General features: G+C 41.5%; 24 protein-coding genes, 1 tRNA gene and 1 pseudogene. 2 read left to right on the plus strand and 24 right to left on the minus strand.

The window, feature by feature from the left end; translation table 11 throughout:
• Nucleotides 1–81: 81 nt before the first annotated feature.
• The 5 genes from ACPC58_RS01620 to ACPC58_RS01640 all read right to left on the minus strand — a co-directional run bounded on the left by ACPC58_RS01620 (nucleotide 82) and on the right by ACPC58_RS01640 (nucleotide 5,765).
• A complete protein-coding gene (locus ACPC58_RS01620; RefSeq protein ID WP_434065041.1) occupies nucleotides 82–864 on the minus strand; it encodes an NUDIX domain-containing protein in 783 nt (260 codons plus the stop codon).
• A complete protein-coding gene (gene pnuC / locus ACPC58_RS01625) occupies nucleotides 857–1,672 on the minus strand; it encodes a nicotinamide riboside transporter PnuC (RefSeq protein ID WP_434065042.1) in 816 nt (271 codons plus the stop codon). Before pnuC ends, ACPC58_RS01620 begins: the two co-directional genes overlap by 8 nt.
• A gap of 9 nt (nucleotides 1,673–1,681) precedes the next feature.
• Entirely contained in the window at nucleotides 1,682–2,719 is a 1,038-nt protein-coding gene (locus ACPC58_RS01630; protein ID WP_434065043.1) for an AAA family ATPase, read from the minus strand.
• Between the two features lie 128 nt (nucleotides 2,720–2,847).
• Nucleotides 2,848–5,301 (minus strand): ATP-dependent Clp protease ATP-binding subunit, encoded by a 2,454-nt coding sequence (locus ACPC58_RS01635; RefSeq protein WP_434065044.1) that lies wholly within the window; start codon nucleotides 5,299–5,301, stop codon nucleotides 2,848–2,850.
• Nucleotides 5,302–5,306: 5 nt separating this feature from the next.
• The gene (locus ACPC58_RS01640; RefSeq protein ID WP_277844352.1) at nucleotides 5,307–5,765 is read right to left on the minus strand and encodes a CtsR family transcriptional regulator; all 459 of its coding nucleotides are present in this window, start codon (nucleotides 5,763–5,765) and stop codon (nucleotides 5,307–5,309) included.
• A 153-nt stretch (nucleotides 5,766–5,918) separates the two neighbouring features.
• Here ACPC58_RS01640 and ACPC58_RS01645 point away from each other — a divergent pair, with 153 nt between their 5' ends.
• Entirely contained in the window at nucleotides 5,919–6,257 is a 339-nt protein-coding gene (locus tag ACPC58_RS01645; RefSeq protein WP_130554180.1) for a thioredoxin domain-containing protein, read from the plus strand.
• A gap of 161 nt (nucleotides 6,258–6,418) precedes the next feature.
• Here the strand turns inward: ACPC58_RS01645 and tsf are convergent, their stop codons facing one another.
• Together tsf and rpsB are read right to left on the minus strand one after the other, a co-directional pair.
• Nucleotides 6,419–7,459, minus strand: a complete 1,041-nt coding sequence (gene tsf / locus ACPC58_RS01650) for a translation elongation factor Ts (RefSeq protein ID WP_217374556.1) — start codon at nucleotides 7,457–7,459, stop codon at nucleotides 6,419–6,421.
• 155 nt (nucleotides 7,460–7,614) lie between these two features.
• Nucleotides 7,615–8,391: a 30S ribosomal protein S2 gene (gene rpsB / locus ACPC58_RS01655; protein WP_171989595.1), complete on the minus strand. Its 777-nt coding sequence runs from the start codon at nucleotides 8,389–8,391 to the stop codon at nucleotides 7,615–7,617.
• A 197-nt stretch (nucleotides 8,392–8,588) separates the two neighbouring features.
• On the opposite strand from rpsB, the gene ACPC58_RS01660 reads away from it, so the two are divergent.
• A tRNA-Cys gene (locus ACPC58_RS01660) sits at nucleotides 8,589–8,659 on the plus strand.
• A 291-nt stretch (nucleotides 8,660–8,950) separates the two neighbouring features.
• Here the strand turns inward: ACPC58_RS01660 and ACPC58_RS01665 are convergent.
• The 17 genes and pseudogenes from ACPC58_RS01665 to ACPC58_RS01745 all read right to left on the minus strand — a co-directional run.
• A pseudogene (locus tag ACPC58_RS01665) lies at nucleotides 8,951–9,808 on the minus strand (peptidoglycan amidohydrolase family protein); the annotation flags it as partial.
• 2 nt (nucleotides 9,809–9,810) lie between these two features.
• A complete protein-coding gene (locus ACPC58_RS01670) occupies nucleotides 9,811–10,146 on the minus strand; it encodes a phage holin (protein ID WP_434065045.1) in 336 nt (111 codons plus the stop codon).
• A gap of 2 nt (nucleotides 10,147–10,148) precedes the next feature.
• Nucleotides 10,149–10,550 carry a hypothetical protein gene (locus ACPC58_RS01675; protein ID WP_434065046.1) on the minus strand — a complete coding sequence of 134 codons (402 nt, stop codon included), beginning with the start codon at nucleotides 10,548–10,550 and terminating at the stop codon, nucleotides 10,149–10,151.
• 14 nt (nucleotides 10,551–10,564) lie between these two features.
• Nucleotides 10,565–10,834, minus strand: coding sequence for a hypothetical protein (locus ACPC58_RS01680; RefSeq protein WP_434065047.1), 270 nt, complete (start codon nucleotides 10,832–10,834; stop codon nucleotides 10,565–10,567).
• A 24-nt stretch (nucleotides 10,835–10,858) separates the two neighbouring features.
• A complete protein-coding gene (locus tag ACPC58_RS01685) occupies nucleotides 10,859–12,913 on the minus strand; it encodes a DUF859 family phage minor structural protein (protein ID WP_434065048.1) in 2,055 nt (684 codons plus the stop codon).
• 15 nt (nucleotides 12,914–12,928) lie between these two features.
• Nucleotides 12,929–16,156 (minus strand): phage tail spike protein, encoded by a 3,228-nt coding sequence (locus tag ACPC58_RS01690; protein WP_434065049.1) that lies wholly within the window; start codon nucleotides 16,154–16,156, stop codon nucleotides 12,929–12,931.
• Entirely contained in the window at nucleotides 16,153–16,830 is a 678-nt protein-coding gene (locus ACPC58_RS01695) for a phage tail domain-containing protein (protein ID WP_434065050.1), read from the minus strand. The genes ACPC58_RS01690 and ACPC58_RS01695 overlap by 4 nt, the downstream gene beginning before the upstream one ends.
• A 57-nt stretch (nucleotides 16,831–16,887) precedes the next feature.
• Complete coding sequence (locus tag ACPC58_RS01700; RefSeq protein WP_434065051.1) at nucleotides 16,888–20,292, minus strand: phage tail tape measure protein; 3,405 nt, start codon at nucleotides 20,290–20,292, stop codon at nucleotides 16,888–16,890.
• Nucleotides 20,293–20,304: 12 nt separating this feature from the next.
• Complete coding sequence (locus ACPC58_RS01705; RefSeq protein ID WP_256787638.1) at nucleotides 20,305–20,439, minus strand: hypothetical protein; 135 nt, start codon at nucleotides 20,437–20,439, stop codon at nucleotides 20,305–20,307.
• Nucleotides 20,440–20,510: 71 nt separating this feature from the next.
• Nucleotides 20,511–20,843 (minus strand): hypothetical protein, encoded by a 333-nt coding sequence (locus ACPC58_RS01710; protein WP_434065052.1) that lies wholly within the window; start codon nucleotides 20,841–20,843, stop codon nucleotides 20,511–20,513.
• Nucleotides 20,844–20,855: 12 nt separating this feature from the next.
• Nucleotides 20,856–21,446: a phage tail protein gene (locus ACPC58_RS01715; RefSeq protein ID WP_434065053.1), complete on the minus strand. Its 591-nt coding sequence runs from the start codon at nucleotides 21,444–21,446 to the stop codon at nucleotides 20,856–20,858.
• A gap of 10 nt (nucleotides 21,447–21,456) precedes the next feature.
• Nucleotides 21,457–21,879 carry a hypothetical protein gene (locus ACPC58_RS01720; protein WP_313166728.1) on the minus strand — a complete coding sequence of 141 codons (423 nt, stop codon included), beginning with the start codon at nucleotides 21,877–21,879 and terminating at the stop codon, nucleotides 21,457–21,459.
• A 2-nt stretch (nucleotides 21,880–21,881) separates the two neighbouring features.
• A complete protein-coding gene (locus ACPC58_RS01725; RefSeq protein ID WP_313166726.1) occupies nucleotides 21,882–22,151 on the minus strand; it encodes a hypothetical protein in 270 nt (89 codons plus the stop codon).
• Between the two features lie 64 nt (nucleotides 22,152–22,215).
• Entirely contained in the window at nucleotides 22,216–22,593 is a 378-nt protein-coding gene (locus ACPC58_RS01730; RefSeq protein WP_277837347.1) for a phage head-tail adapter protein, read from the minus strand.
• A complete protein-coding gene (locus ACPC58_RS01735) occupies nucleotides 22,590–22,886 on the minus strand; it encodes a phage gp6-like head-tail connector protein (RefSeq protein WP_277837346.1) in 297 nt (98 codons plus the stop codon). Before ACPC58_RS01735 ends, ACPC58_RS01730 begins: the two co-directional genes overlap by 4 nt.
• A 14-nt stretch (nucleotides 22,887–22,900) precedes the next feature.
• Nucleotides 22,901–23,191 (minus strand): HeH/LEM domain-containing protein, encoded by a 291-nt coding sequence (locus tag ACPC58_RS01740; protein ID WP_277837345.1) that lies wholly within the window; start codon nucleotides 23,189–23,191, stop codon nucleotides 22,901–22,903.
• Between the two features lie 17 nt (nucleotides 23,192–23,208).
• Complete coding sequence (locus tag ACPC58_RS01745) at nucleotides 23,209–24,399, minus strand: phage major capsid protein (RefSeq protein ID WP_434065054.1); 1,191 nt, start codon at nucleotides 24,397–24,399, stop codon at nucleotides 23,209–23,211.
• Nucleotides 24,400–24,401 lie beyond the last annotated feature (2 nt).

Below are 24,401 nucleotides of genomic sequence, written 5' to 3' on the forward strand. Positions count from 1 at the left end.
AGTTCGGCTGAATTTCATCAAAATCAGCTTGAATCTATCTGTGTTTTTTATTTACTGGCTAGTTTTTGCCCAGCCTCTTCTTTATCTATTTGATGAACTTTCTTTCAAACGGTAGGTTTTTCTAGGTTTGCGCTTGGGCAAGCGTTCCACTCCAACTTCTTCCACAAAGTCGCCATACTTAGCTAGGAAATTATTGTGGAGGATTTTTTTGTCGGGTGAGATAAGATTGACCAAGTCTGTCGCAGCGTAGATGTTAAAGGGCTGCTGCAGGAGATTGAGAAAGGTTGGATTCCACTTCATCCGTCCCTGAATCCGCTGGATAGAAGTCATGACAATCTCGTAATGGTCAAAGGCAAAATCCTCTGCCGTCAAGACCTGACCCTCATAAGAACACTGCGAAGTCTTGAAATCCACATCGATCACAATCGGCTCCCTGCCATCTGGCCCTGGCTTGACCAGGTCCAAAGCTTGGCTAGGCAGGTAAACCAAGTGGGCAATGGTCATCATCCAGCCCCTAGGATCCCGCTCAGGGTTGGAGACTGTTACGAGTTGCTCTATATGGCTACGGGGCAAATCCAATCCTGCTTCTTTTTTTATCTCACGCTGGCAGGTCTGGTAGGCATCCTCGCCTCTGGCAATAAAACCACCGACCAAGGAGAGTTTGTGTTGACAAGGATGAGTAGCCCGCCGAATCAAGAGGAGCTTTATTCGACCCTGGACAAAACTATAGACCACCATATCAGCCGTAACACTCGGCTTTTCAAAACGTGGCAAATCTTGTTGCATATACCAGATTAAGAACTCTTCTTCCGTCGCATATTTTTCATAATATTCCTTGTCTGATAGACCAGCAGGCCTAGCCATTTTGAGCCACCTGCCCCTCTTTTATAGACTTAGACCATTGGTACCAACCGACCGCACTGTTCAAGGCATAAACCCAGTACATGGCTTGCATGTGAAGAGAAGTCCCCCACCAGAGATAGATAGAGAAGAGATTGGTCGCAATCCAGAAAATCCACTGTTCACGATAAAGATAGGTCATCAAAAATTGACCCGTCCAGTTGGTCCCGTCTGTGATGGAGTCACGGAATGGACGAGCCGAACCAACCGATTGATAAATCAAGCCAAAACTTGCCCAAACCAGTAGAGTGAAGCCCAGCCATTTGATCCAGCCCTTCCAGTCCAACTTACGTGCCTCAAATTCCGTATCCTCCTCTTCCGCTACTCCATTAACACGGGCAGTCAACCAAACATAAAGTCCAACTGGCTGCATGACAATGAAAAAGATAGCTGTCATCACTTCTCCATAAAACATATTTTGATAGGAGAGGGCAAAGTAAATCACACTATTTAGAAGACCAAAAAAGTAGTTACTAGCACGACCTTCCGCCACCATAATCACGCAGACAATACCCGTCCAGGAGGTAAAAAGTCCAACCCAGTCATGATTGGCAGCACCATTGGTAAATTCTAATACAATCGGCACACTAGACAGGGCCAGTAAGTAGCACCATTGAAAGAGCGTCCGCCCTTGAAACAGGTCCGCCATAATTGCCTGCAGGACCCCAAGTAGGCCCAGTTTCCTTGCCCTATTTGCAATTGCAGCCATATTTTCCGGCACCTGCTTCACAGCTGTCTTCATTCCTTCGAATCGTTGGAACAATTGATTCATATCTTCCTCCTAATATTCCTGATAGATGCCATCGATCAACTGAATGGCCTTGGCATAATTTTCTGCATAATCCCCACCGATATAAGTCAACTGGGTTTGCGGGTGATTTTTAACAACCAGTTCTTTCAAATGTTCGGTGAAGGCATTGCGAATGTCAGCGTCAGCCATGGTCATATCCCGAAAACCGTCATCCACATAAGAGCCTGTCGGTAGAACAAAGATAATCAGATCCCATTTTTCATTCTTAACTGTATCACCACAGAGCGAGTGGAAAGAACTGGAAGTTTCGCCGATGTAGTAGTCGTAGTAGGCTTCTGTCACGGTCGCATTGGTATCCGCAATGACCAGACCACGATTGGTATCCGAGTCAATCAGATCTGAGGTCTGGCGATACTGGCCCGTCAAGAGATAGTTGTAGTCCTTGCCTGTCAACTCATCATCACGCACATTAAAGCGTTGTTGGTAGTAGCGAGCATATTCCAGCGAAACAGGACAGGAATAATAACGACCCAAATCCCGCACCAGCGTGGTTTTTCCATTTGAAGCAGAGCCGACCACCAAGACATTCTTAGAAAAATGACGTCGGAAGGGCTTGGCGATGGAATTCCAGTACTTGGCAGGATTTTCTCGAATCAGAGTCGCAGAAATCCCAAAATTTCGCTCCGTGAAGGAAGCCAGATAGCCCCGTGACCGCAATTCCTCTGCATACTCTTTTTCTGAAACGTAGAAAACGAGCTCTTCATCCTCCTTAATCGCCACCAAGGCCTGCAGGGCTTCTAACCAAGGTGTCCACCCTTCTGGATAAGGGGGCATACCTGTCTCATCCAACTTAAAGACGGATACTAAAGGCTCGTCGTTGAAGGTTTCACGGATATAGCGGAAACGCTTCTGCAAACCGAGGCCAATCTGATGTCCTCGGTCCTGGTCATAACCAGAAACGATAACCACCGCTCGATCATTTTCTCGCTTGGCCCGCTGAATCAAATCAATATGACCCTTATGCATGGGTGCAAAAGTTCCAAAGACAACTGCAACTGTTTTTTTCATAGACAACCTTTTTATATTTTTTTATATTTTCTATCATACCTCTTCCCACACAAGCTGTCAAGATGTTTTTATAGTTTTTTATAAAAAGGTTTTATAAAAAGAAACAGGTTACCCCGTTTCTTTACTAACTATTCATTCACACTCTCAAATTTGAGTTGGTTACCTTTGACACCCACTTTCAGAACCATACCTGCTCCAAGATCTTCACGCAAAAGCATTTCTGCCATCGGGTCTTCCAATTTTGTTTGGAGCAACCGACGAAGAGGGCGAGCACCCATTTCTGGATCGTAGCCTTCTTTGGCCAACAATTTGAGGGCTGATGGTTGGAATTTTAGGAGGATTCCCTTGCTCGCGGCAACCACAATCAATGGCTTCACCATCACTTTGACAACATCCAACATATCGGATTCTGTCAAGCTGTGGAAGACTACCTTTTCATCGATACGGTTGATAAATTCAGGACGATAGGTCTTTTTCAATTCTTCAAAAATGCGTTTCTCCACTTCCTTGTGGTCTTTGGACAGATCAGCCGCACCAAACCCAACGGTCTTGTCATCGCGAAGAGCTGTTGCCCCCAAGTTTGATGTCATGATAATGACTGTATTGGAGAAATCAACCTTACGACCCTTACTATCGGTCAAGACACCGTCATCCAAGACCTGCAAGAGAACATTGAAAATATCTGGATGAGCCTTTTCAACCTCGTCAAAAAGAAGAACAGAATAAGGTTTATTACGAACTTTTTCTGTTAATTCGCCACCTTCTTCATAGCCAACATAGCCTGGAGGCGCTCCATTGAGACGGCTGGCCGCAAATTTCTCCATATACTCAGACATATCAAAACGGATAAGAGCAGATTCATCATCAAAGAGAACCTCTGCCAAGGCTTTAGCAAGCTCAGTCTTACCGACACCAGTTGGTCCTAAGAACATAAAGGAACCAATCGGTCTGCGACCTGTCCGAATCCCCGACTGATTACGGCGGATAGCTCTACTAACGGCAGAAATAGCTTCTTCCTGCCCAATCACACGTTTGTGCAATTCTTTTTCCAGATTCAGGTACTTCTTAGTATCTGATTGGCTGAGCTTGGCTACTGGGATACCTGATAAGCGACTAAGTGTTTCCAAAATGTCATCTTCTGTCACTTCTAAGTCATCGTTTTGACTCAACAGATTCTTTTCTGTAGTCTTGATTAAGAGCTTACTGACAGTCTTGTATTTTCCAGCCATCAAAGCTTTATCAATAGTTGAAAGACCTGTTTCTTCAACCTGCCCTTTCACTCTATTTTGTACCGTTGCACTGGCTTCATCTAACAAGTCAATTGCTGAGTCTGGCAAGTTTTTACTAGTCAGATACCTCTTGGCGTAAGTCACAGCTGTCTCAACAGTCGCATCTCCAATACGGACCCTATGGTATTTTTCAAAAGTCCCTTTAAGCCCGGTCAAAATGGCAATACTGTCCTCAACTGTCGGCTCTTCAATGGTCACTTTGGCAAAACGACGGACCAGGGCAGCATCTTTTTCAATATGCTTTTGGTATTCATCCTGTGTCGTTGCACCAACAGTGCGTAGGGTCCCTCGAGCCAAGGCCGGTTTGAGAATATTGGCAGCATCTAAGGTTGAATCAATTCCCGAACCCGACCCCATAATAGTATGTAATTCATCGATAAAGAGGATAACCTGACCATCTTCTTCAATATCATTGATGATATTATTCATCCGCTCTTCAAAGTCACCACGGAAACGAGTTCCTGCAATAACATTCATCAAATCAAGTTCCAAAACACGCATCTTTGCTAAACTGACAGGAACATTTCCTTCTGCAACACGCTGAGCAAGACCTAATGCTAGTGCTGTTTTTCCAACACCTGCATCGCCAACCAAAACAGGATTGTTCTTCGTTTTACGTGATAGAATTTGAATCATCCGTGAAATTTCAGCATCGCGACCAATAACAGGTTCAATTTTCCCCTCGCGAGCTAAGGCTGTCAAATCTCGTGTATAATCCTCCAATCCACCACTTTGAGCAGTTGGTGGCATGCCCATCATTTGACCTACACTTGCTGTTTTAGCCTTTCCACCTTTCATCACGCTACGGATAGCTTTCAAATCCTCTTTGGTGAACCCTGCACGATACTCTAAGTTTTTACGTAAATCAACAAAACGGAATTCATCTTCTATCTCTTCAAAATGAAAACCTACTTTATCTAGAATTTGACTTGCGGTTGAACGTTTGTCTAACAGCATTGCCTGAAACAAATGCTCGCTTCCTAATTCTTTTGCCTTAACGACTTCTGCAATCTTTCTAGCGAACTGAGCTGTATCGTCTAATCTCTTTGAGGAGGGTAGAATATTAAATTTATCCAATTCTTCACGGTATACTTTTTCTGTAACAACAAAAGTAGCATGTTCGAAATCTGAAATACTCATTGGGTATTCTGCCAAAACAGCACCAGCTACCGTATCGTGATTGATGACAAATGCTAGCAAAATATGCCACGTTTCTAAATGATCGCATGCATATCGTTGGGCAATCAACTGAGCATCTTCAAAAACCCGTTGTAAGCCTGTTGAAATTTTCATGAAAATTAATCCTCTTTCCTATCTAAATGACGGAGTAGTTGCAGCATCATTCGCGCTCGAATTTTATCCGCATCTTTCCCCAAGACATCGTCGGAACCCGTTGCTAAAAACAAATTTCCTTCGCGTTCTGTCATCAAGCCTTCATCAAACAACAATTGTAATATATCAGCAAATACCGTTGTTGATAATTGCTCACCCATATTTTTTATTAGGTCATGTACCAATTCATGTTTGTCCGAGAAGGTAATCCTACCAATACGAATATACCCTCCTCCGCCACGCTTACTTTCTACAATGTAGCCACGGCTTGCAGTAAATCGTGTTTTGATAACATAGTTAATCTGACTCGGAACCACTTCAAATCGACTGGCCAATTCACTCCGACGCAATACAGCAACACTGACTTGATCTAGAATGGCCTTGATATGTTCCTCGATATAATCCGATGTATTTTTCATCACCATAGTATCGCCTCTTTCTTTGATTTTCTTTGACATTCTTTGACCATTATACCGTAAAAATAGATTTTTTTAAAGTAAAAGCAACAGTGTCGATCGTAGTCGATTTTTGAAATTAATCCTAAAATTCTTTATAATAGAAAGAAAAAGGAGCAGACAATGGATTTCAAAACGTATATTCAAGATTTTATTACAATTGACGTGGAGCAGGCCCAAACTTTGCTTTCAGCAAAAGAGGGAGCCATCCTCTTTATCGGACGCGCAACCTGCCCTTACTGCAATCGGTTCGCGCCAAAACTACATAAGGTAGCCAAAGAGGAGCAAGTACCTATTCACTTCCTCGACTCTAGTCAAGCCAGCCCTGAACTCCAAGCCCTACGCGACCACTACCAAGTTCCTACGGTCCCTGGACTCCTCGTCGCAAAAGCAGACGGTGTCCAAGTCCGTTGCGACTCTAGTATGACAGAAAAAGAAATTACAGCGTTTATACAAGATTAAAAGAACGACAAAAGCACCGGCCAGACGACCGGTGCTTTTGTAAGGAGATGTGAAAAATATTAAGGATTGATATTAGTATAGCACATTCAACCTATTCATTCATCAGCCCTAAGACCGATTTTACAAAAAGAACTCCCTGTCGGAAGTTCTTCTATATATGATTATTTACCAAGAGCTGCTGCCATAGTAGCTGCAACTTCTGCTTCAAAGTCGTTTGAAGCTTTCTCGATACCTTCACCCACTTCGAAACGAGCAAATTCTACAACAGAAGCGTTCACTGAGTTCAAGTAAGCTTCAACTGTTTTGCTGTCGTCCATGATGTAAACTTGAGCAAGAAGTGTGTAAGCTTGGTCAACTTGAGTATTGTCCAACATAAAGCGATCCATTTTACCTGGGATGATTTTGTCCCAGATTTTTTCTGGTTTGCCTTCAGCTGTCAATTCTGCTTTGATAGCTTCTTCAGCTGCTGCAATCACTTCGTCAGTCAATTCAGCTTTTGAACCGTATTTCAACAATGGCAATGCTGGTTTGTCAACCATTGCACGGCTTTCGTTGTCTTGTTCGATCTTGTGGTTGATTTTTGCCAACTCATCTTTAACAAATTGCTCATCCAATTCAGTGTAAGAAAGAACAGTTGGTTTCATTGCAGCAATGTGCATTGAGATTTGTTTTGCAAGAGTTTCGTCACCACCATCAACAACTGAGATAACACCGATACGGCCACCATTGTGTTGGTATGCACCAAATGCTTGAGCATCTGTTTTTTCAACCAAAGCAAAGCGACGGAATGAGATTTTCTCACCGATTGTTGCAGTTGCATTTACGTATGCTTCTTCAAGGGTTTCACCTGAAGGCATAGTCAATTTAAGAGCTGCTTCGTTGTCAGCTGGTTTACCTTCTGCAATTACTTTAGCAGTAGTGTTTACCAATTCAACGAATTGAGCGTTTTTCGCAACAAAGTCAGTTTCAGCATTCACTTCAATAACTGCTGCAACGTTACCGTCAACGTAAACACCTGTCAAACCTTCAGCTGCTACACGGTCAGCTTTCTTAGCTGCCTTAGCCATACCTTTTTCACGAAGCAATTCAATCGCTTTTTCGATATCACCTTCAGTTTCAACCAATGCTTTTTTAGCGTCCATAACGCCAGCACCTGATTTTTCACGCAATTCTTTAACGAGAGCTGCTGTAATTTCTGCCATGTCTATTCTCCTTGTTTGTATTTATAAAATAGAGGAGCGGGCTTAGCCCTGCCCCTCTAGGATTGTTTTTGTGTTTGATAAATGATGTAGAGTGTACTCAGACTAAAAAGCTAAAATTTAGATAAATCTAACACTTTTCTTAATGCCTTCGTTACTTATTTACCTTCTACAACTTCAACCAATTCTTCGATTGATTCTGTAGATGCTGGCTCAGCTGCCAATTCAGCTTCAACTGCTACAACGCTGTCTTCACCTTGGTTGCCTTCGATGATTGCGTCAGCCATTTTAGCTGTGATCAATTTAACAGCACGGATAGCGTCATCGTTAGCTGGGATGATTACATCAATATCATCTGGATCTGTGTTTGTGTCAACCATCGCTACAACTGGGATACCCAATTTCTTAGCTTCTTTAACAGCGATTTGCTCTTTATGTGGGTCAACAACGAACATTACATCTGGAATGCGTGGCATGTCAGCGATACCGCCCAAGAATTTTTCAAGACGTGCACGTTGTTTGTTCAACAATACTACTTCTTTCTTAGGAAGGACTTCGAAAGTTCCATCTTCTTCCATGCGGTTGATTTCTTTCAAACGAGCGATACGTTTTTGGATTGTACCCCAGTTTGTAAGAGTTCCACCCAACCAACGGTGGTTGATGTAGTATTGACCAGCGCGGATAGCTTCGTCTTTAACAGCTTCAGCAGCTTGTTTTTTAGTACCTACGAACAAGATAACTGCGTCGTTTGCTGCAGCATCACGAATGAAGTCGTATGCTTGGTCAGCCAATTTTACAGTTTGTTGCAAGTCGATAACGTGGATACCGTTACGTTCTGTGAAGATGTACTTAGCCATCTTAGGATTCCAGCGACGAGTTTGGTGACCGAAGTGTACACCAGCCTCAAGAAGTTGTTTCATTGAAATTACTGCCATGAGTATTTCTCCTTTTTGTTTTTTCTCCTCTCCCAAACTTCGACTTGCAACCCAACCTTACGGCAACAGGGTCACAATTGGTTCGAGATGAGTATTTGTTGCTACAGCAACTCTATTATCATACCAAATTTTTTCACTTTTGACAAGGATTTCCACTTGACGTATGGCATTTTTTTCGGTAAAATAGTTTCTGTTATGGCGGTATAGCCAAGTGGTAAGGCACGGCTCTGCAAAAGCTTGATCGTCGGTTCAAATCCGTCTACCGCCTTTCAGTACCTGTATTAACAGGAATTAACCAAACGCAAAGCCCGATTTTTCGGGCTTTTTTGATTTTCCGTCATGATAATTTCGGTTAAGTTTGAAAATAATTTCGGACGAATTTCGGACGAATGCCTTTTAAACAAGACCTTATCTAATAAAAAATGTATAGTCAGACCCTAAATGCAAATAGGGTCTTGTTTATATCCGCAAAAACGGCAATTTTACAAAATATCCGTCACGAAGGCAACAAAAAAAGCCCATAGGATTTTCTCCTAAAGGCTTTCTGCGTCTTATCTTAAACTGGTTTTTTGGAAATTGTATACTTGATTCCATTGATCGAAATTTCAATCCCATCAATGTTGACTTCGATTTTGTCAGACTGACCGACATCCGTGACGGTCTGTTTTACCTCTTGAACCTTAGATGGCTCAGAGGGCTGTTTTTTGAGCAATTCCGTCACTCGTTTTTGAACTGCCTCATATTGACTACCGAGCGACTTTTTACGAGCCTCACCGTTGCCATGATTGCCAGCGATTACCTCTTGAGCCAGTTGGTCAACAGTCTTTTGACTTGCCGTAGTTTTGCCATTGATGACTGCCATAACAGCCTCATATTGATTGCCAAGACTTGCTTTCCGCTGATCTCCGTTTCCGTATTTCCCAGCAAGAGTTTCCTGTACCAATTGGTCAATGGATTTCCCTGCAGTTGAGCTAGATACTGCTGATTGTCCAGAGGGTCGGTAGATGTAGTAATATTTACTACCAGATGAGCGAGCAATATCTAAATAGCCGTCAACTGTAATTCCATTTCTTGCCCAATTACAATGGATAATATTGTTAGAATCTACAAATATTCCTGTATGTCCTCCAGCTCCCGCTGATTGACCTCGCTTGCCCCATATAAAAATATCTCCTCGCTGAGCAGCAAAAACTGAATTTTCTGCAATGAGTTTAAAGCCATTTTTTAGTAGCCAGTCATGCTCATATTCAGTATTTACTGCCCATCCTGCTGAGATAGCTCCAGCCGACAAAAGTGCATAATAAACTGCGCTTGAACAGTCGTAGCTATTTGGACCATTGCGATAATCCATTGAGTAAGTAACTTTTCCTCGTCTAGCTTCCATCCAGGCGATAGCTTGTTCCATATTTAGAGCCATAATTATTCTCCCTTCCAAGCTGAGTTCATAGAATGAACTGCTGCCTCGAGGAAGGTATTCAACTGCTCATCAGTGAAATAAAAATTATACTTAGCTAGTTCATCCCGAACTTTTTCTTTAGCCAATTCTAATTTCTGCTCTCCATGTAATTCGACCTCAGGGTCTTTAGCAAGTTGTTCAACTGCTTGAACTGCATGATTTGCTACAATTTCAAGAGTCCTTACTGCTGCTGCTCCTCCTTTTCGCAAAAGATATTCCTTGACCGTTCTCACGATTACAAGAATGATAATTCCTGTAAATGAAGTTAGTGTAGTTAAAAGCATTTCTTGGATATTCATAATTATACCTCCTTAATAGGTAATTGAGTGAAAATTTCATACATCGTTTGGATTTCTCCATTTCCGCCTAAAACTTGATAACATTCAAATAGTTTGGCAATCTCCCTACGTTCTTCTAAAGTAGTGTAGCCTCTACCGATAGCGTGTTCTAAATCTTTAAATAGAGTATATCGCCGACTTGAGCGACTGCTATTTTTTAAAGTATCCAGTTCAGTTCTTACTTCTTTAATTTCTTCGGCGGTATTCTGTAAAACATCTAAACGATTATTCATGGTAGTTAATTCTTTATTATTATTTGACCCAATTTTAGCAATAGCAATCCCGCCTACAGTCGTCAGGAATGTTCCTGCTACGGGAGCTACGGCACGAATTAAATCAACGAATGAATTTGGCTCAGCGGGCATATATTTATACCTCTTTATTCATTTACAACATTGCTAGCCTCCGCAACTGAGTCGGCTAAAATATCGTCTTCAATTTTATATCGTAATTCCCGAAGTGCATTTTCATCTGCTCGCATAGCCGTACGATGTTTAGCATATAATTCTGCATTATATAATGACTCGTATATAGTAGATACTGCATTGTTATCTGTATTGATGGTAGTCGTTTTGACTAATTTTTCAACTCCATCTTCGATAACAAAAAATTCAGCTACAGTTTGTCTTGTTTTATTGATTTTTAACATATTTTTTCTCCTTTAAATTAAATGTTAACTTGGGTAAGGGTCATTAGTGATATATGTAACTGTTCCAGTCCACACATGATTTCCACCAGTTCCGTTGGTAAACATAATTTTTCCATCAGTTGCAAAATGCAATATAGATGGTACTTTTGAATATATCCCTGCATTTGGAACAATAACCATATGAACTTCTGCCGTAGGTCTATATCCACTCGGGATAGTTTCCACCATCTCACGATATTCGAATACATCAATATTTGTAATTCGTCTATTAAGTGTGACTGTAACTAGATTGTCTTTCCTTGTTAAGGTGGCATTCAGTCCGTATGGCATATCTTGCGTAATAGTCTTGATAGGCTTTTCTTGTAGCATGGGATGGTCAGTTGTTGCATATTCTATCCAAGGAGTCCAAGTACCGGTGTCGCGAGTACGAGTAAACATACGACCAGAGTTTTTTTGGATTGCTGTTTGCGATAGATAATTATCTGATTCCGAGTACACTGCAATATAAAATCCATCATTTCCACTTCCTATAGTAGGTCCATTTTTAGGATTGTTACATGAAAAAAACTCATTTATGGTTTTAGTATTTAAATCAAGTGCCGAGTTGTAAGGCGAACGGCCTGTATTACTAGTCAACTGATGTTGCTGTATCTGCTTACCACCAGCATAAATATTCCCTGCTACATCCAATGAGCCTGCTGGACCTAATTCAGGAATTTTTCCTACTCCAAATCTTCCGTCCTTATCGCAGGCATTAATCACTTTCTCAGTTCCTACAGTAGCTGAAGCAATAGTAGGATTAGAAGCAGTGAACTTATCACTGATTTTAGCTTGTACAATCCAGGATGTAGTTGAGTCATAAGTTCCGCCTAAATTCGCCTCGCTATTAGTCAAAGTGAATATAGTAGTCCATTCTCCTCCTGCTGCCCCATTATCAACTACGAATGAGGTACTTCCTAATGGAGCAACTTCAAATACTAATTTCGTACTATTTTTATTTAAGTTATTAAAAGTCAAAGGAGCAACCTTAATTGTTCGCAGGACTTGAAGTTTATTAGGATTTTCCCGAGTTCTTAGAACTTGAATGGATACCGCTGGAGCATAATATTCAAGCAATGTAATAGTTACATCTTTTGTAGCACTAACTCTTCCTCGGCTATCAGTAACGGATGCTCTAATAGTGGCAGTTCCATTGAAATCCATTGGACCTAGAGTTCCGCCATTTGATGTAAGAATTATATCCTTGTTCAAAACTTCCGCCCTAAATCCTTTTATGGTTGACCCATAAGCACCTGCTGCGCCATTAAAAGTTACTTTAATATTTGACATGATTTGGACGAAAGTATTTCCAGTTAGCAATGATTTAGCAGTTGAATTTTGGTCTTCTAGTGTAATTCCCATAAATGAGGGAATGACTGAACTTGGAACATCTGCAGTGAATTGCTTAGACTGAGTACCTATTAAAGTTGAGCCTGAATAAGTATCAACGAATATAGTTCCGCTTCCTGAAATATTATTAGGAATTTCATTACAGAAATCCATGGGAATAGTCCACGAAGCTGAAGTAGTCACTCCGGAAGCTATCGTCCCTGAACGATTTCCCCATGCCCATCTCAAAGTATGAGTGAATGAACTAGCAGCTCTATTTACGGTAATAGCAAGAGGGCTTCCAATTGTACCTGTTGAAAATGAAATTGAGCTTGAACGAGGAATAGTTTGTAGAGTAATATTTCCTGATACTGTGATAACTCCATGCAAACCGTTGTTAGGATTGAACGTCGCTGAAAACCCGAAGCTCTTAGTACCGTCTGCATTATGTCCAACCGTAGTTGAACCACTAGCCATTTGAAATTCTTCACCCGACGTTTGCCATGTCGGGTTTGACGTATGTACTCTACCACCGTTTAGGTCTAGGCTGAGGGTACTATCTCCTTGATGGTTATATGTATAATATGCACCTGTACGACTTACAGTTATTCGCCAATTGACGACAGTAGTATTATTTGCGTAATTCGGTGCTCCTGGTTCAATATATACATTTAAATATAGCGAACCGCTTGCACCACTAAATTTTGCCATTTGATACTTTCCTTTCTATCCTACATAGCGACATACATTTATGTCAAGGTTAGTTTGATGCTGTTCAGTTCTAAATCTTCCAATTTGAAGTGATTTTGTAAATACACCATTGTCAATATGGATGACACCTTGGCTTATATACATGACTTCTTTACCCGCAGAATACATAGCAATTCGGTCATAGGTAATTCGAATCTGCGAAACATTATCTTTCGTCCCGAAGAATGGACGGAAGTAGGAAAGGGATATAGCCGTAAATGAATAAGATACTCTTTGCCATTCTCCCTGCTTGATAGAACTTACACTCCAGCTTGCGTCTCTATGTTGATGGGCTATATCACCTGAGACATTCGAACTCCCAATCACTTGATGATGTCCTAAAGAACCATAGTTAAATGGGATAGATACTGAACTCCAAACAGAAAAAGTAAAAGTATATCTACAATTTGGATATAAGTTAAAAGTAGGTCCTTGACCATCAGGATTTTCATTAGAGTTAAAAAATGCGCCGTTGCCTGTGTTGGGAACTGAGTTTGCAATAGCTATCTTGTAGGCATTTTTACCTTCTTTATGTTCGATAGATAATGTAGCACTATCAGATTTTATAAAGTATTTAAGATTTTCGGAACTCACTGTTGTCCATCTCAGTAAGTTTCCATTTCCTGCCTCAATCTTAGCCCATCTATCCGCCCAACGATACTTAGTTTTATCTGTACTATCTTCTTGCATATAGTCAGAATAGTGCCCAATATATCGCTGACCATTGTCAGATGAAGTCAAGCCTGTACCATCAGCATTATCAGAATAAGCCCAATGAATGTACGATGTACGCCCATCTGCTCCTTGCGTCCCAATAAGTGTAGGAGGAATCGCTACCTCTCTGCCATTATCGTAGAAATGAATTTGATATATCCATAAGTAAGGCAATGCTTGAGTCACTGCTTCAGGACTAGCTTTCCATCCATATGTTGAATAGTTCCCTAATCCTCTTTGAGTAAAGTCACTAGGAACTGTTCCATAAGTGACGTAGGAATTTTTAGCACGATATGAGAGTTTAGTGAATCGGTCAATCCTAATACGAAGGTTGAGGAAGCCTCCTTCAGGGATAGCATCATAAACTTCTCTAGGAACCGTCCAAGTAATGGATTGACTGAAATAGTTATTGACAGTAGTATCATTTGTCGCCGAAAAATTGGAAGCGATAAAATCACGAATGCCTAATGAGTTATAAACAGCTGCTCCAGATGAGTTGACATACCAGTTTTCAAACCTGATATTAAAATCAGTTGAGCCATTGAAGTTTGAAACTCCATCAAAACTCGCCTCTAAATACCAAGTAAAAGGTCTATCGGGAATAATATCTGATTTTGCAATTTTATCAAAATCAATCGTACTCCATCCTTCCGCTCCTCCGCTCAACTCCTTATAAGGAGCCCAAGCATTATTAGGCCCTAAATGACCTAAGTTAGTAGAGGGGCCGATAGGAACGACTTGAGGAGCCGAAGTTGAATTGGATAACTTATAAAAAGTCCAAGTAGTTAAAAGACCTGTACCGTCTGCTCCCATTCTAGCTACAGAATATCCAGTCTCGCTAGTAGAGTCGCTATAATTCCAAATAGTTTTAGTCCAAAGAAATTCTCCTGCTGGAACGCTCGGAACCTCTGAAGTCCATCCTGAAGTAGGAGCTGAAGTTCCTGAAGTTGAACGAGCATAAGTAATTACTGTAGAAGTAATCCCGACTCCAGGTGCTCCTTGCGGACCAGGAGTCAATTCAATTTCTTGCAAATCAGTTTTAGTGGCAACATCCGTAAAATCTATCTGAATCCGCTTAGCGTTTAATATAACCTCGCCAGCCTCATTAACGTACAAAATGTCCCTATCTCCAGATGAGATGCGAAAACGACGAACATCAATATGGTTACCACTCAAATTGTTTACGTTGACATTTCCTAAATTCTGATCGCTAATTGGAATCAACTCCCAATCTACACCGGACCATTGTTTCAATACAACGGAGTTTTCAAGGGGCTCATACCACAAATCACCTACATTAGCATTTGTAGGTCTGTCTACTCCACGATAAATCGTGTTCTTTCCGTTTGCAGCGACCTGCACCATGTTGCTAGTTTCTATCTTTACGTCTTCGAGTTGTTGCTCGATGCTTCTCTGTTGGTTGATAGAGTTGTTACTACTTCTAGACTCAAACTGTCCAGCCTCAATCCTCAACAATCTACCTGCCAAACTGTCATACTCATAACGGATTACCTTAGCTTCTACATAGAACCCATCCTCATCATGACTGACCGTTACCGTATCGCCAATTCGAACAGTTTCAAGGTTTTGGAAATCAGCATATTCCTTAGTTGTTGACAATTCAACAAAGTCGACCTCATAGGAACAGGTGGGAACATCAATAACACCAAATTGCTCTTTGATTAATGCGCGCATTTTGGTATAGGCTTCATTCAGAGGAATAGCATCTTTTGCATCTGTATTTTCACCAACTGCAGCCTTTACATCAACCTCAACTTTTCCAATTCTTGGAAAAGGATAGTCACTAATCCGAGGACTATCAACATATTTTTCTGGCAACAAAAGTCCATCAAAACCAATAGGCATGATCCGAGTGATGACCGATTTGTCATCAATGTTAGCAGTATAGCCTTTGAGGTTCTTCTTGTGACGGATTTTAAAACCTCTATTTTCTCCAATTGCTCGATTAAAATAGACATTAAAATTATCACGAAGAATCTCACCGCCAAATCGGTTGACAAAGGAATTATCCAACGACGTATTCAGCAAAATCTCTACACAGTTCTTACGAACTACCCTAGACCCTGCTACCGCGGAAATATCACTAAAAAAAGTAAAAGGATGACTGTACTGTGTATTCTGAGACAATTGTTGTAACCATGCTTGACCACTCTTAGATACAATATTGGTATCCTCTACAAAGTTGAAAGCTAAGTCATAGAAAATATGAAAAGCATGTATTTCTAGCATTCCCATTGACGGCTTAGACTGATAAATTCGAAACAACTGGTCACCATTTGGAGTGGGAGCCTTGATGATCATCCCATTGCGAATCGACTTGCCAAATTTTGCCCAAAGTGGATATTGAGCTGTCAAAGTATACAGATTGTTTAACACCTCTTCAACATGACACTTTTTCAAGTCATTATCTAATATCCCTAATCCATTATGTTCAAAAAGACTTTCATCAGCCGCATACAAACAAATCATATATACCGCCACCTCCCTTCACAAATAACCTTAGTGATATTTCCTGACCAAGACACCCTGTTGGTACCGGGCACAAATTCGGGAAATTCTCCAACCATATTTTGATTCATATCTACATTCCCTCTATAAGCATTCTGTAAATCGCTATCAAGTTCGATATAGTCACCAACATCACGCAAAATAATGGACTTGCCATTCACCGTCAACGTACCAGAACCAAATACCTGCAGATAAGGCTTGGAACGATAAGTCCCTATATTTTGAAAAGATTGACCATTTACCAATGAAACACTACTGTTCAAAGCGTATTGAAACGGATCACACTCAAACGTAACTGTGAACCGACCATACTCTGCCACCTCGTTCTCAATGTCTGAAAACTGGATTTTTTTGATTTTGTAATACACATCATCATCCGAAAAACGCAAAGTCTTTTTCCCGACAATGAAACCCTTGACAGCCCTTACTAGACTCTTGATATTGACCTCTTCCAGCATATTGTATTCACATTCAATAGGAATATTCTTGTACCCCAACTCCCTCGTCAACGAACCATCCCTACCTGGAATAGAAATATCTTCATACTCCATTTCCGGGCTAGGAATAACAGGTCGAGTTGCTAAACAACACTTCAAACTATCTGGAAATGAGCCGTCTAATAACGTTTTAAGCATAAGTCTCCTTTCAAAAAAAATAGAAGTGCTCAGATTCATCCTCTCAGCACTTCATTTTTAAGCAACACCTCCCGTAGAGAAATTATGGATATCGCTCTTGTCAGCAATCCACTTATCCACCTTATCAAAAAAGTGGTCTGTACCATAATCACTATCAACAGTGGCATTCATTGTCACATAGTTAGTGACATGGACAGTATTGCCAGCCATGCCACTCGCCTTCGCTTGTGCTTGACCAATTTTACCTAGCACTTTATCAGTTAACGGCAAAATAGCCTCTGGTCCAGCTTCTCCTCCAACCATTAGATTGTTTCCGTTTCGACCAAACGCAACAGGATCAGTCATAATACCACCAGATTTGTACCATTTAATGTCAAAGTTAGGCACTCTAGGCGGATTAAGACTAAAACTACCGCTAACTCTTAAGTGCGGAAGTTGGATTTTAGGTAAACTCCAAGAAAAGTTGAAGAAACTCTTCATGGTATTAATAGCATTTCCGACAGCATCCTTAGCACCATTAATGGCACGACTAATGGAGTCTCGTATGCCGTTGAAAATATTAACAGCACTATTCTTGGCAGCATTAAATCCGTTGGCAATCGAATTACAAATATTATCGACGACTTGGGCAATGTTTGTTTTGATACCATTCCAAATACTAGAAATTTGAGAGCTTATATTGCTCCAAATTTGAGCAGTCGTACTTGATACAGCAGACCAAGCTTCTGAGATTTTAGACCTAATGCTATTCCAAATTTCGGCAACTTTACCAGAAATAGCAGTCCATACGCCGGTTAGGTATCCTGAAATTTGAGTCCAAATTTCGATGACTTTACTAGAAACGGCTGTCCAGGTGTCTTCCATCCATTTTTTGATAGCAGACCAAACTTCTGTGGCCTTGTTTGAAATAGTTGTCCAGACACTAGTAAGATAGCTACTAATAGCATCCCAAACACTTGAAACAGCATTTTTGATGGTGTCCCATAGTTGAGAAAACCATGTAGCAATCCCTGTCCAAAATTCCTGAGTAAATGCCCAGAATATCTCCCATGCCAATCGTAGAGGTGTTTCAATAGCAAGCCATGCGATGTTAAAAGCCTCTTTTACCAACAGCCACGCAAATGTAAAGATGTTAACTAATCCATCCCACAGTACTTTAGACCCCTCCATAAAAGATGTCCACGTTTCCGATAACCATGTAGTTAATTCTGTCCATAACTGAACTGTAGCCTCTTTTACGCTTGCCCACTTCTCCGCAAACCATTCTCCGATTGGAGCGAAAAATTCTTTAATCTTTTCCCAAGCTTGTCCAACCCATGCGACAATCTCATCCCAATATATGACGACAACTGCCACTAAAGCTACTAATGCAGCACCTATCAGCACTGGCCACGATACAATCGCAGTAACTATACTACCCAATGCAGGCAATAGCGTTCCCGTTATCCAAGGAATGACACCAGCGAAAATTCCCCCTTGAGCAAATAAGCCTGCTATAGAGCCAATACCCGTTGCAACCTGACCAATAAAGATCAATAACGGACCAAGCGCAGCCATAATGCCACCAATAACCATAATGACTTGCTGCATTGGTTGCGGAAGATTTGCAAAGCCAGTGGCCAAATCACCTAAGAAGTTAAACAGCGGCTCCAAGGCATCTAACACATCCGCAGCTGCCTCCATTAAAGGTCCACCAAATTCGATAGCAATATCAGTTAGTTTATTTTTGACAATCTGGAGCTTACTTTCAAAAGTTTCATAGCGTTTCTGAGCTTCTTCTGACAAAGCAGTATTTTCTGCCCACGCTTCACCAGATTTTCTAAATGCAGTTTCAAGTAGTTCGCCTGCGCCTGCTAACCGCTGCATCGCATCAATTTCGTTAACGGATTCAAGTCCAAGGTCTTTCAAAGTACCTGTGACATTTCCTCCTTCGTCTTTAACACGACCAAGACCTTTGACCAAGGCAACAATAGCGTCTTGAGGGCGTTCTTTCCACATCTGTGCAAATTCCTCCGCGCTTGTGCCGGCAATAGCAGCGAAGCTCTCGACCGACTCACCACCCTCAAGAACCGCCGTATTGACTTTTTGCATGATACGACTCATTGCAGAACCACCAGCCTCTGCATTGATACCAACAGATGACATAGCGGCAGCTAAACCCATGATTTGAGCTTCAGTCAGACCTACAAGATTACCAGTACCAGCTAGACGTAAGCCCATCTCCAAAATCTCTGATTCAGTAGTCGCAAAGTTGTTACCAAGAGATACAATGGTGGAACCCAATTCATCAAATTTATCTTGAGGCATTTGAGTGATATTGGCTAATCGAGCCATGGAGTTGGCTGCCTCTTCGGCTGACAAGTTGGTCGACTGCCCCATATCAATCATAACACGAGTAAAGTCTAAGACATTCTCCGTCTTAATCCCTAATTGCCCTGCAGCTTCTGCAACCGCGGAGATTTCCGTAGTACTCGCAGGAATTTCCTTGGCCATGTTGCGAATGCCAGTGCGCAAATCGTCATAGCTGATGACGACCTTGCCGTTAGCATCCACAACCTCATCATTGGTCTTCATAACGCCTGCAAATGCAGATTCAAAATCACTCGCAGCCTTAATAGCTATACCAGCACCTGCTACGATTGGGACAGTCAGCCCCATTGTCAATCCTTGACCAACAGAGGTTAATTTACTACCTAAACTCTTTGCCTTATCAGCAAAACGACCGATAGAGTCGTCAGCCTTCTTAGCCTCATTAGCATAATCTTGAAAAGCCTTCTTTGATTCAAGTAGTTCCTTCTCAAGTTTATCTACTTCTCTACTGCTTTCACCATACTCAGCCTTAGCTAGTTCTAATTGCCTTTCAAGATTTTCAACCTGCTGGCCAGTATTTTTCATCTGTTCAGCAAGTTCTTTTTTCTTGATTTTAAGCAATTCAGATTCCTTGGCATTGTTCCCAAGAGCTGACCGCTCCAAATCATACTTGGCTTTTATTTTATCCGCGGAATCGGCCAGTCGGTCCTGCTCAGACTTTAGTGCAGATAACTTCTCCTTTCGTTCTTGAGAAGCACGAGCAGATTGACTTGTAGCCTCACGTTCTTTATCCAAAGCCTGCTTAGTCTGTTCAATCGCATTTTTCAGATACTCTTCGTTCCGCTTAGCATCCAGTAGCTTATTGGTCCACGTCTGAGTTTCCTTAGAGTTTTCGCCAGTAGCCTTCGTGACTTCTTTTAGTCCTTGCTCAACTAACCTAGTCTTCTCTTGGGCGATTGAGTACTCAGAGGTCAATTTATTCAGCTTTGATTCTAGCTTATCAGTCTCGCTACCAGTCAGACGCATTTGCTCCTGTTGCAGTCTAAATTCTTTATTCAACGACGTTATCTTAGAATTCATTTCTGATATTCCCTTGTTAAATTCAGAATTTAAGACCTTATAGGTCACCTTTACTTCGCTTTGTTTTGCCATTTGACCTCCTTTCTACTCACTATGCTTCCAAGCCTCGATAGCCACTTTCAGACTTGCCATCTCCTCAGCTTCCTGGATAGACATACCTAGCACTAACTGCATATCAATCCCAAAGACAAAAGAGTAATAGCCGATAACCTCATCCACCTCAACCTTTTCCCAGTTTATGCGAGGTGCACGACCATTACTCTTCCCTTTTTTCGTCTTCTTTTCAAACGCTAGTTGGATTTCTCCTTTTTTGGCTGATCATTCCCCTGCACAATTTGCTGATAAATACGTCCAGCAATTTGTAAATCGAAGACCACAGCTTTCTCAAATTCAACCTTTGTCATAGAACCGCCAGCTGCACGATAGGCAACAAATGGGGCATTTTCCAAATCTTTGTCATTGATATTTGGATTTCCTCCACCATTTTTCATTGCGGAAGCAAATGCATTTTGAGTAAGCAGACCCTCTTTTTTAGCCTTCTTCCATTCATACAAACTAATAGGAGTCTGAATCTTGACAGACTCCCCATTCAACAATTTCAATTCAGTAATTTTTTCAGACATTACTTATCCCTCCTAAATATCTGCTTTCTTGACTAATGTTGGTGTGAAGGTTTTGTTCCAACCGCTTACCACATCCGTAGCAACACCATCTCCTTCAATTGCTTCGTAGTAGAAGAAGCCATTTTCATCCGCAAAAGCAGAGAAGGTTGTTTCAATTTCCGCAATCTCTTCCTCACCATTTGTCACATTAATCTTGAAAGGACTAGTCCAAGAGATATTAGGAAAAGCAATCAATTTATGGTTCTCACGCCCCAAATCGTACATGTCCCACGTCAGAGCCCCAGAAGAAACCTTCGGCTTGCTCGTAAGACCATAGACACCAGGCTTCAACTTATCATTGATCAAGCCAAACACCTTCCGCAAAATATCTACAGGCATGTGCATTGAGACAGTTGCGTTCAATTTTTGAATAATTGTGACTTCCTTGGTAACATTCCCCTCACACTTCTTAGTGACAGTCTTACTTTCAGCTTCTACCGAAATAGAACCCGTACATCCCAACCGCTCAGCTGTACCAAGTTGTCCACTCGTTAGGGGACGAAACTGACCATTGGTAATTTCAAATTGCTCAAAATCTTGCAATACATCAAATGTTTGTGACATTTATTTCTCCTTATATCGTTAATAGTTCTTGTTGTGCTCGGACTAGTTCATCAATCACATAGTCCAAGATGATTTCTTCCCGAGATGCTAGACCACGCTCAAAAAACTCTTGAGCTACTGGATTGTGAGGCCCTCTTCCCTCGTTGGGAAAGACCAAATAACCGAATGACCCCTTATTCTTAGCAGCACCACCTTTAGCTACAATGTCAAATCCCAGATTAAACATCCGTTCTTTAAGTGGATTAGAATACTTAGCATGCTTCTTCTCTCTTTTGCTGATTGGCATAAAACCAATGATAGCCTGCATCACTTCCTTGGTTCCCCTAACAAGCAAGACACGATTGACAACCTCCTCCGACTTACTCGGAATCTTTGCCATAGCCTCAGCCAGCTTAGTAGAACCAGAAAAATCAAGAGTAGCTTTGTTAGCCATAACTACCTCTCTATCCGAATCAATTGGTGAAAATTAAGCGTCGTAGCCGTCACCTGCTCATCTGTATTAACCAAGTTACCCTTGTCAATTTCAGAGCTATCGAAAATCAACCGACAGTCTTTCAACCGCTCAATCAGACCAACATCATCAAAGCTAGCCCTCTCACGAGTAACAAACATGACTGTGAAAGCCCGCTTGTATTGATTGGCATGGGTACCAGGGATCAACCCACCGTCGTCAGAGTACAGAAAGAAGGACGGGTTTTCTGCCACCTCATCCCTCCCCATATTTAACCCAAAACAAGGAAAACCAGTCCCACGTATCACCTCAACAATCCTACTTAGATCCAGAGGTCTGGATATAATTTCCGCCATCCCAGTACCCTACCTTTCTCAGAAATAGATACATAAACTCCTGCCTATTATCAACATCCACCGACTCAACCGCGAAAAGTTCATCCTTTATCCGAACCTTATGCGACTTCTGGAAGTCCTGCACACAATAGCATTGGACCTTGATATCTACTGCAGATAGATTTGACACCAGGTAGCTATCATATTTGGCTACAATAGACTTGTAACCAAAGTACAATCTCCCCCTAGTCGTCAACTCTTCGCCGATTTTCTTGGCTGTTTCCTTATCCCGCTTAGTGGTCAAATCTCCATACTCAAGCAGTCCATCATTGAGAGGTTGATAATCGCTTCGCTTACTCATATCTCTTCTCCTCTCAATCGCCTCACACCATTTTCATGTTGGAGACGCAATAACTGTCTTCTGTAATCTTCCTCGAACATGGAAGTATTCCCAGACCAAGCCCGACGACAGTACGCTTTCAACAGCACCCTTGGCAAGCCAGATACAGAGTAGTCTGACTCACCGCAGATACCATCAATATAGGCTATCCCTTCTTCGATGTATTCCTTAATCTCGCTATCTTGACTTCCCCAAGTCACACGTAAGTGCAACTTTATTGGTCCAAGAAGCACACTACTCAAATCTTCGCTCACCTACATACCTCCAGCTACTCTGCAACAGTCAATAAAGCAATCAAATCAGACTTCTTAGCTGCCTTGTCAAATTCAATACCTTTCTCTGTCAGTAAAGCCTTGATATCATCCGTCTTCAACTTACTATAGTCTGTTTCAGCTTCACTTTCTTCCAATACCTTGACAAATGCACGCTTTTCGCTATTTTCTCCTAAGAGAGTTTCGAGGCGTTCGGCGTCCACCTCTAAGACATCCCCAACAGCACGGTCAATCTTAGCAACCTTATCGAAAAATTCTTCCGTTACTTCAACCTTAATCAATTCCATGTTTTATTCCCCTTTCACTAAATAGACACATTAGGATTAATAGTATCTTCTTTGACGATAGCAGCTGGACCTTCCAAGCTTGGAATAATTGCACCTTCAACGCTAGAAATATCTGCCACAAAGAACGCATTTTCATTCTTGGCAATCCCTTTACCAAAGAATTGAGCAATGTGCAAATCAAGGTTTTGAAGTGCTAGAGTCTCACGGTATTCTTGGATTTCAACACTGCCAGAGACAACTAGCAAGTAGTTATATGGCACACCAAAAACAAGCTTGTTCTCTGTAACAGCATGCAACGGAATGATTGCTTCACCTGTTGGAAGCTGAGTTGTTACCCATACCCCAGCATCAGTTCGGAATGCAAGTTTTGGAAAGACTTTTGCCCAATATGTCATCGGATTAACAAGCACAGCTACTTGGCCATTGTCTGTTTTAGCTTTGGCAAGTGCGGCACGAATACCAGCAAGAGTTGACGGTGTCAAATCAGCTAATACGATCGCCTGTTTTTCCGGATAGACACCACCAGAATCTCCAGATAGTTTTCGCATCATGCCTAAAGGTTTTTCTTTACCATCACCATTTACAACAGCCTCTTCAAGAGATGCTGCCATTACTTCTTGCAAGAATGTGATGACATAACTAGCTAACCAAGATGGTCCAAGTTTGTAGTACCCCTTCGGAACTGCAATATACCCAGAAAGTTGTGATTGAGAAATATCCAATCGTTTGAACGAATCCAAAAGAATTTGTTGAATATCCGCAGGAATGGTTCCCCAGAAGGCACGTTTCTTGGTCGAGTCACCGTAAATGAATGCAGTTTTCACATCGCCAACCTGCATATCAATCAAAGACAACAGAGGGTGTTCTTGTACCAAATTTCGATACACATCTTCAATGATAGTTTCTGGGAACATCTGATCTAAACCAGTGATTTTTTGTTTTTTAGCTGCTTCACTGAAAAATTTACGTTCATCGGATGTCAATTTCCGACGAAGTCCACGTTCGGCAAGGATAGACTCATCTTGCACCCCTTCTTGGAACTCTGCAGCAGCAGCCTTAACTTGTTCAGACACATTAGCCTCCAAACCTGTAACAAAGTTTTCAAAGGCTTGTTTCTGCTCCTGTTCGTTATCTGTTCGCAAAGCAGCAAACAATTGTTCACGAGCTTCAGCAAAGTTTGTCTTCAAATCGTTGTTAATCAATGACATAA

Source organism: Streptococcus sp. VTCC 12905, from assembly GCF_049893385.1.
In the GTDB taxonomy this organism is placed as follows: domain Bacteria; phylum Bacillota; class Bacilli; order Lactobacillales; family Streptococcaceae; genus Streptococcus; species Streptococcus suis_AA.

Excerpts from the sequence above, each read along its gene's own strand:
- ACPC58_RS01635 (WP_434065044.1), bottom strand. The coding sequence starts at position 5,301 with ATGAAAATTTCAACAGGCTTACAACGGGTTTTTGAAGATGCTCAGTTG.
- tsf (WP_217374556.1), bottom strand. The coding sequence starts at position 7,459 with ATGGCAGAAATTACAGCAGCTCTCGTTAAAGAATTGCGTGAAAAATCA.
- ACPC58_RS01685 (WP_434065048.1), bottom strand. The coding sequence starts at position 12,913 with ATGGCAAAATTTAGTGGTGCAAGCGGTTCGCTATATTTAAATGTATAT.
- ACPC58_RS01710 (WP_434065052.1), bottom strand. The coding sequence starts at position 20,843 with ATGTCTGAAAAAATTACTGAATTGAAATTGTTGAATGGGGAGTCTGTC.
- ACPC58_RS01720 (WP_313166728.1), bottom strand. The coding sequence starts at position 21,879 with ATGGCTAACAAAGCTACTCTTGATTTTTCTGGTTCTACTAAGCTGGCT.
- ACPC58_RS01645 (WP_130554180.1), top strand. The coding sequence starts at position 5,919 with ATGGATTTCAAAACGTATATTCAAGATTTTATTACAATTGACGTGGAG.
- rpsB (WP_171989595.1), bottom strand. The coding sequence starts at position 8,391 with ATGGCAGTAATTTCAATGAAACAACTTCTTGAGGCTGGTGTACACTTC.
- ACPC58_RS01640 (WP_277844352.1), bottom strand. The coding sequence starts at position 5,765 with ATGGTGATGAAAAATACATCGGATTATATCGAGGAACATATCAAGGCC.
- ACPC58_RS01700 (WP_434065051.1), bottom strand. The coding sequence starts at position 20,292 with ATGGCAAAACAAAGCGAAGTAAAGGTGACCTATAAGGTCTTAAATTCT.
- ACPC58_RS01630 (WP_434065043.1), bottom strand. The coding sequence starts at position 2,719 with ATGAAAAAAACAGTTGCAGTTGTCTTTGGAACTTTTGCACCCATGCAT.
- ACPC58_RS01730 (WP_277837347.1), bottom strand. The coding sequence starts at position 22,593 with ATGAGTAAGCGAAGCGATTATCAACCTCTCAATGATGGACTGCTTGAG.
- ACPC58_RS01620 (WP_434065041.1), bottom strand. The coding sequence starts at position 864 with ATGGCTAGGCCTGCTGGTCTATCAGACAAGGAATATTATGAAAAATAT.
- ACPC58_RS01745 (WP_434065054.1), bottom strand. The coding sequence starts at position 24,399 with ATGTCATTGATTAACAACGATTTGAAGACAAACTTTGCTGAAGCTCGT.
- ACPC58_RS01675 (WP_434065046.1), bottom strand. The coding sequence starts at position 10,550 with ATGCCCGCTGAGCCAAATTCATTCGTTGATTTAATTCGTGCCGTAGCT.
- ACPC58_RS01715 (WP_434065053.1), bottom strand. The coding sequence starts at position 21,446 with ATGTCACAAACATTTGATGTATTGCAAGATTTTGAGCAATTTGAAATT.
- ACPC58_RS01670 (WP_434065045.1), bottom strand. The coding sequence starts at position 10,146 with ATGAATATCCAAGAAATGCTTTTAACTACACTAACTTCATTTACAGGA.
- ACPC58_RS01680 (WP_434065047.1), bottom strand. The coding sequence starts at position 10,834 with ATGTTAAAAATCAATAAAACAAGACAAACTGTAGCTGAATTTTTTGTT.
- ACPC58_RS01690 (WP_434065049.1), bottom strand. The coding sequence starts at position 16,156 with ATGATTTGTTTGTATGCGGCTGATGAAAGTCTTTTTGAACATAATGGA.
- ACPC58_RS01695 (WP_434065050.1), bottom strand. The coding sequence starts at position 16,830 with ATGCTTAAAACGTTATTAGACGGCTCATTTCCAGATAGTTTGAAGTGT.
- pnuC (WP_434065042.1), bottom strand. The coding sequence starts at position 1,672 with ATGAATCAATTGTTCCAACGATTCGAAGGAATGAAGACAGCTGTGAAG.
- ACPC58_RS01740 (WP_277837345.1), bottom strand. The coding sequence starts at position 23,191 with ATGGAATTGATTAAGGTTGAAGTAACGGAAGAATTTTTCGATAAGGTT.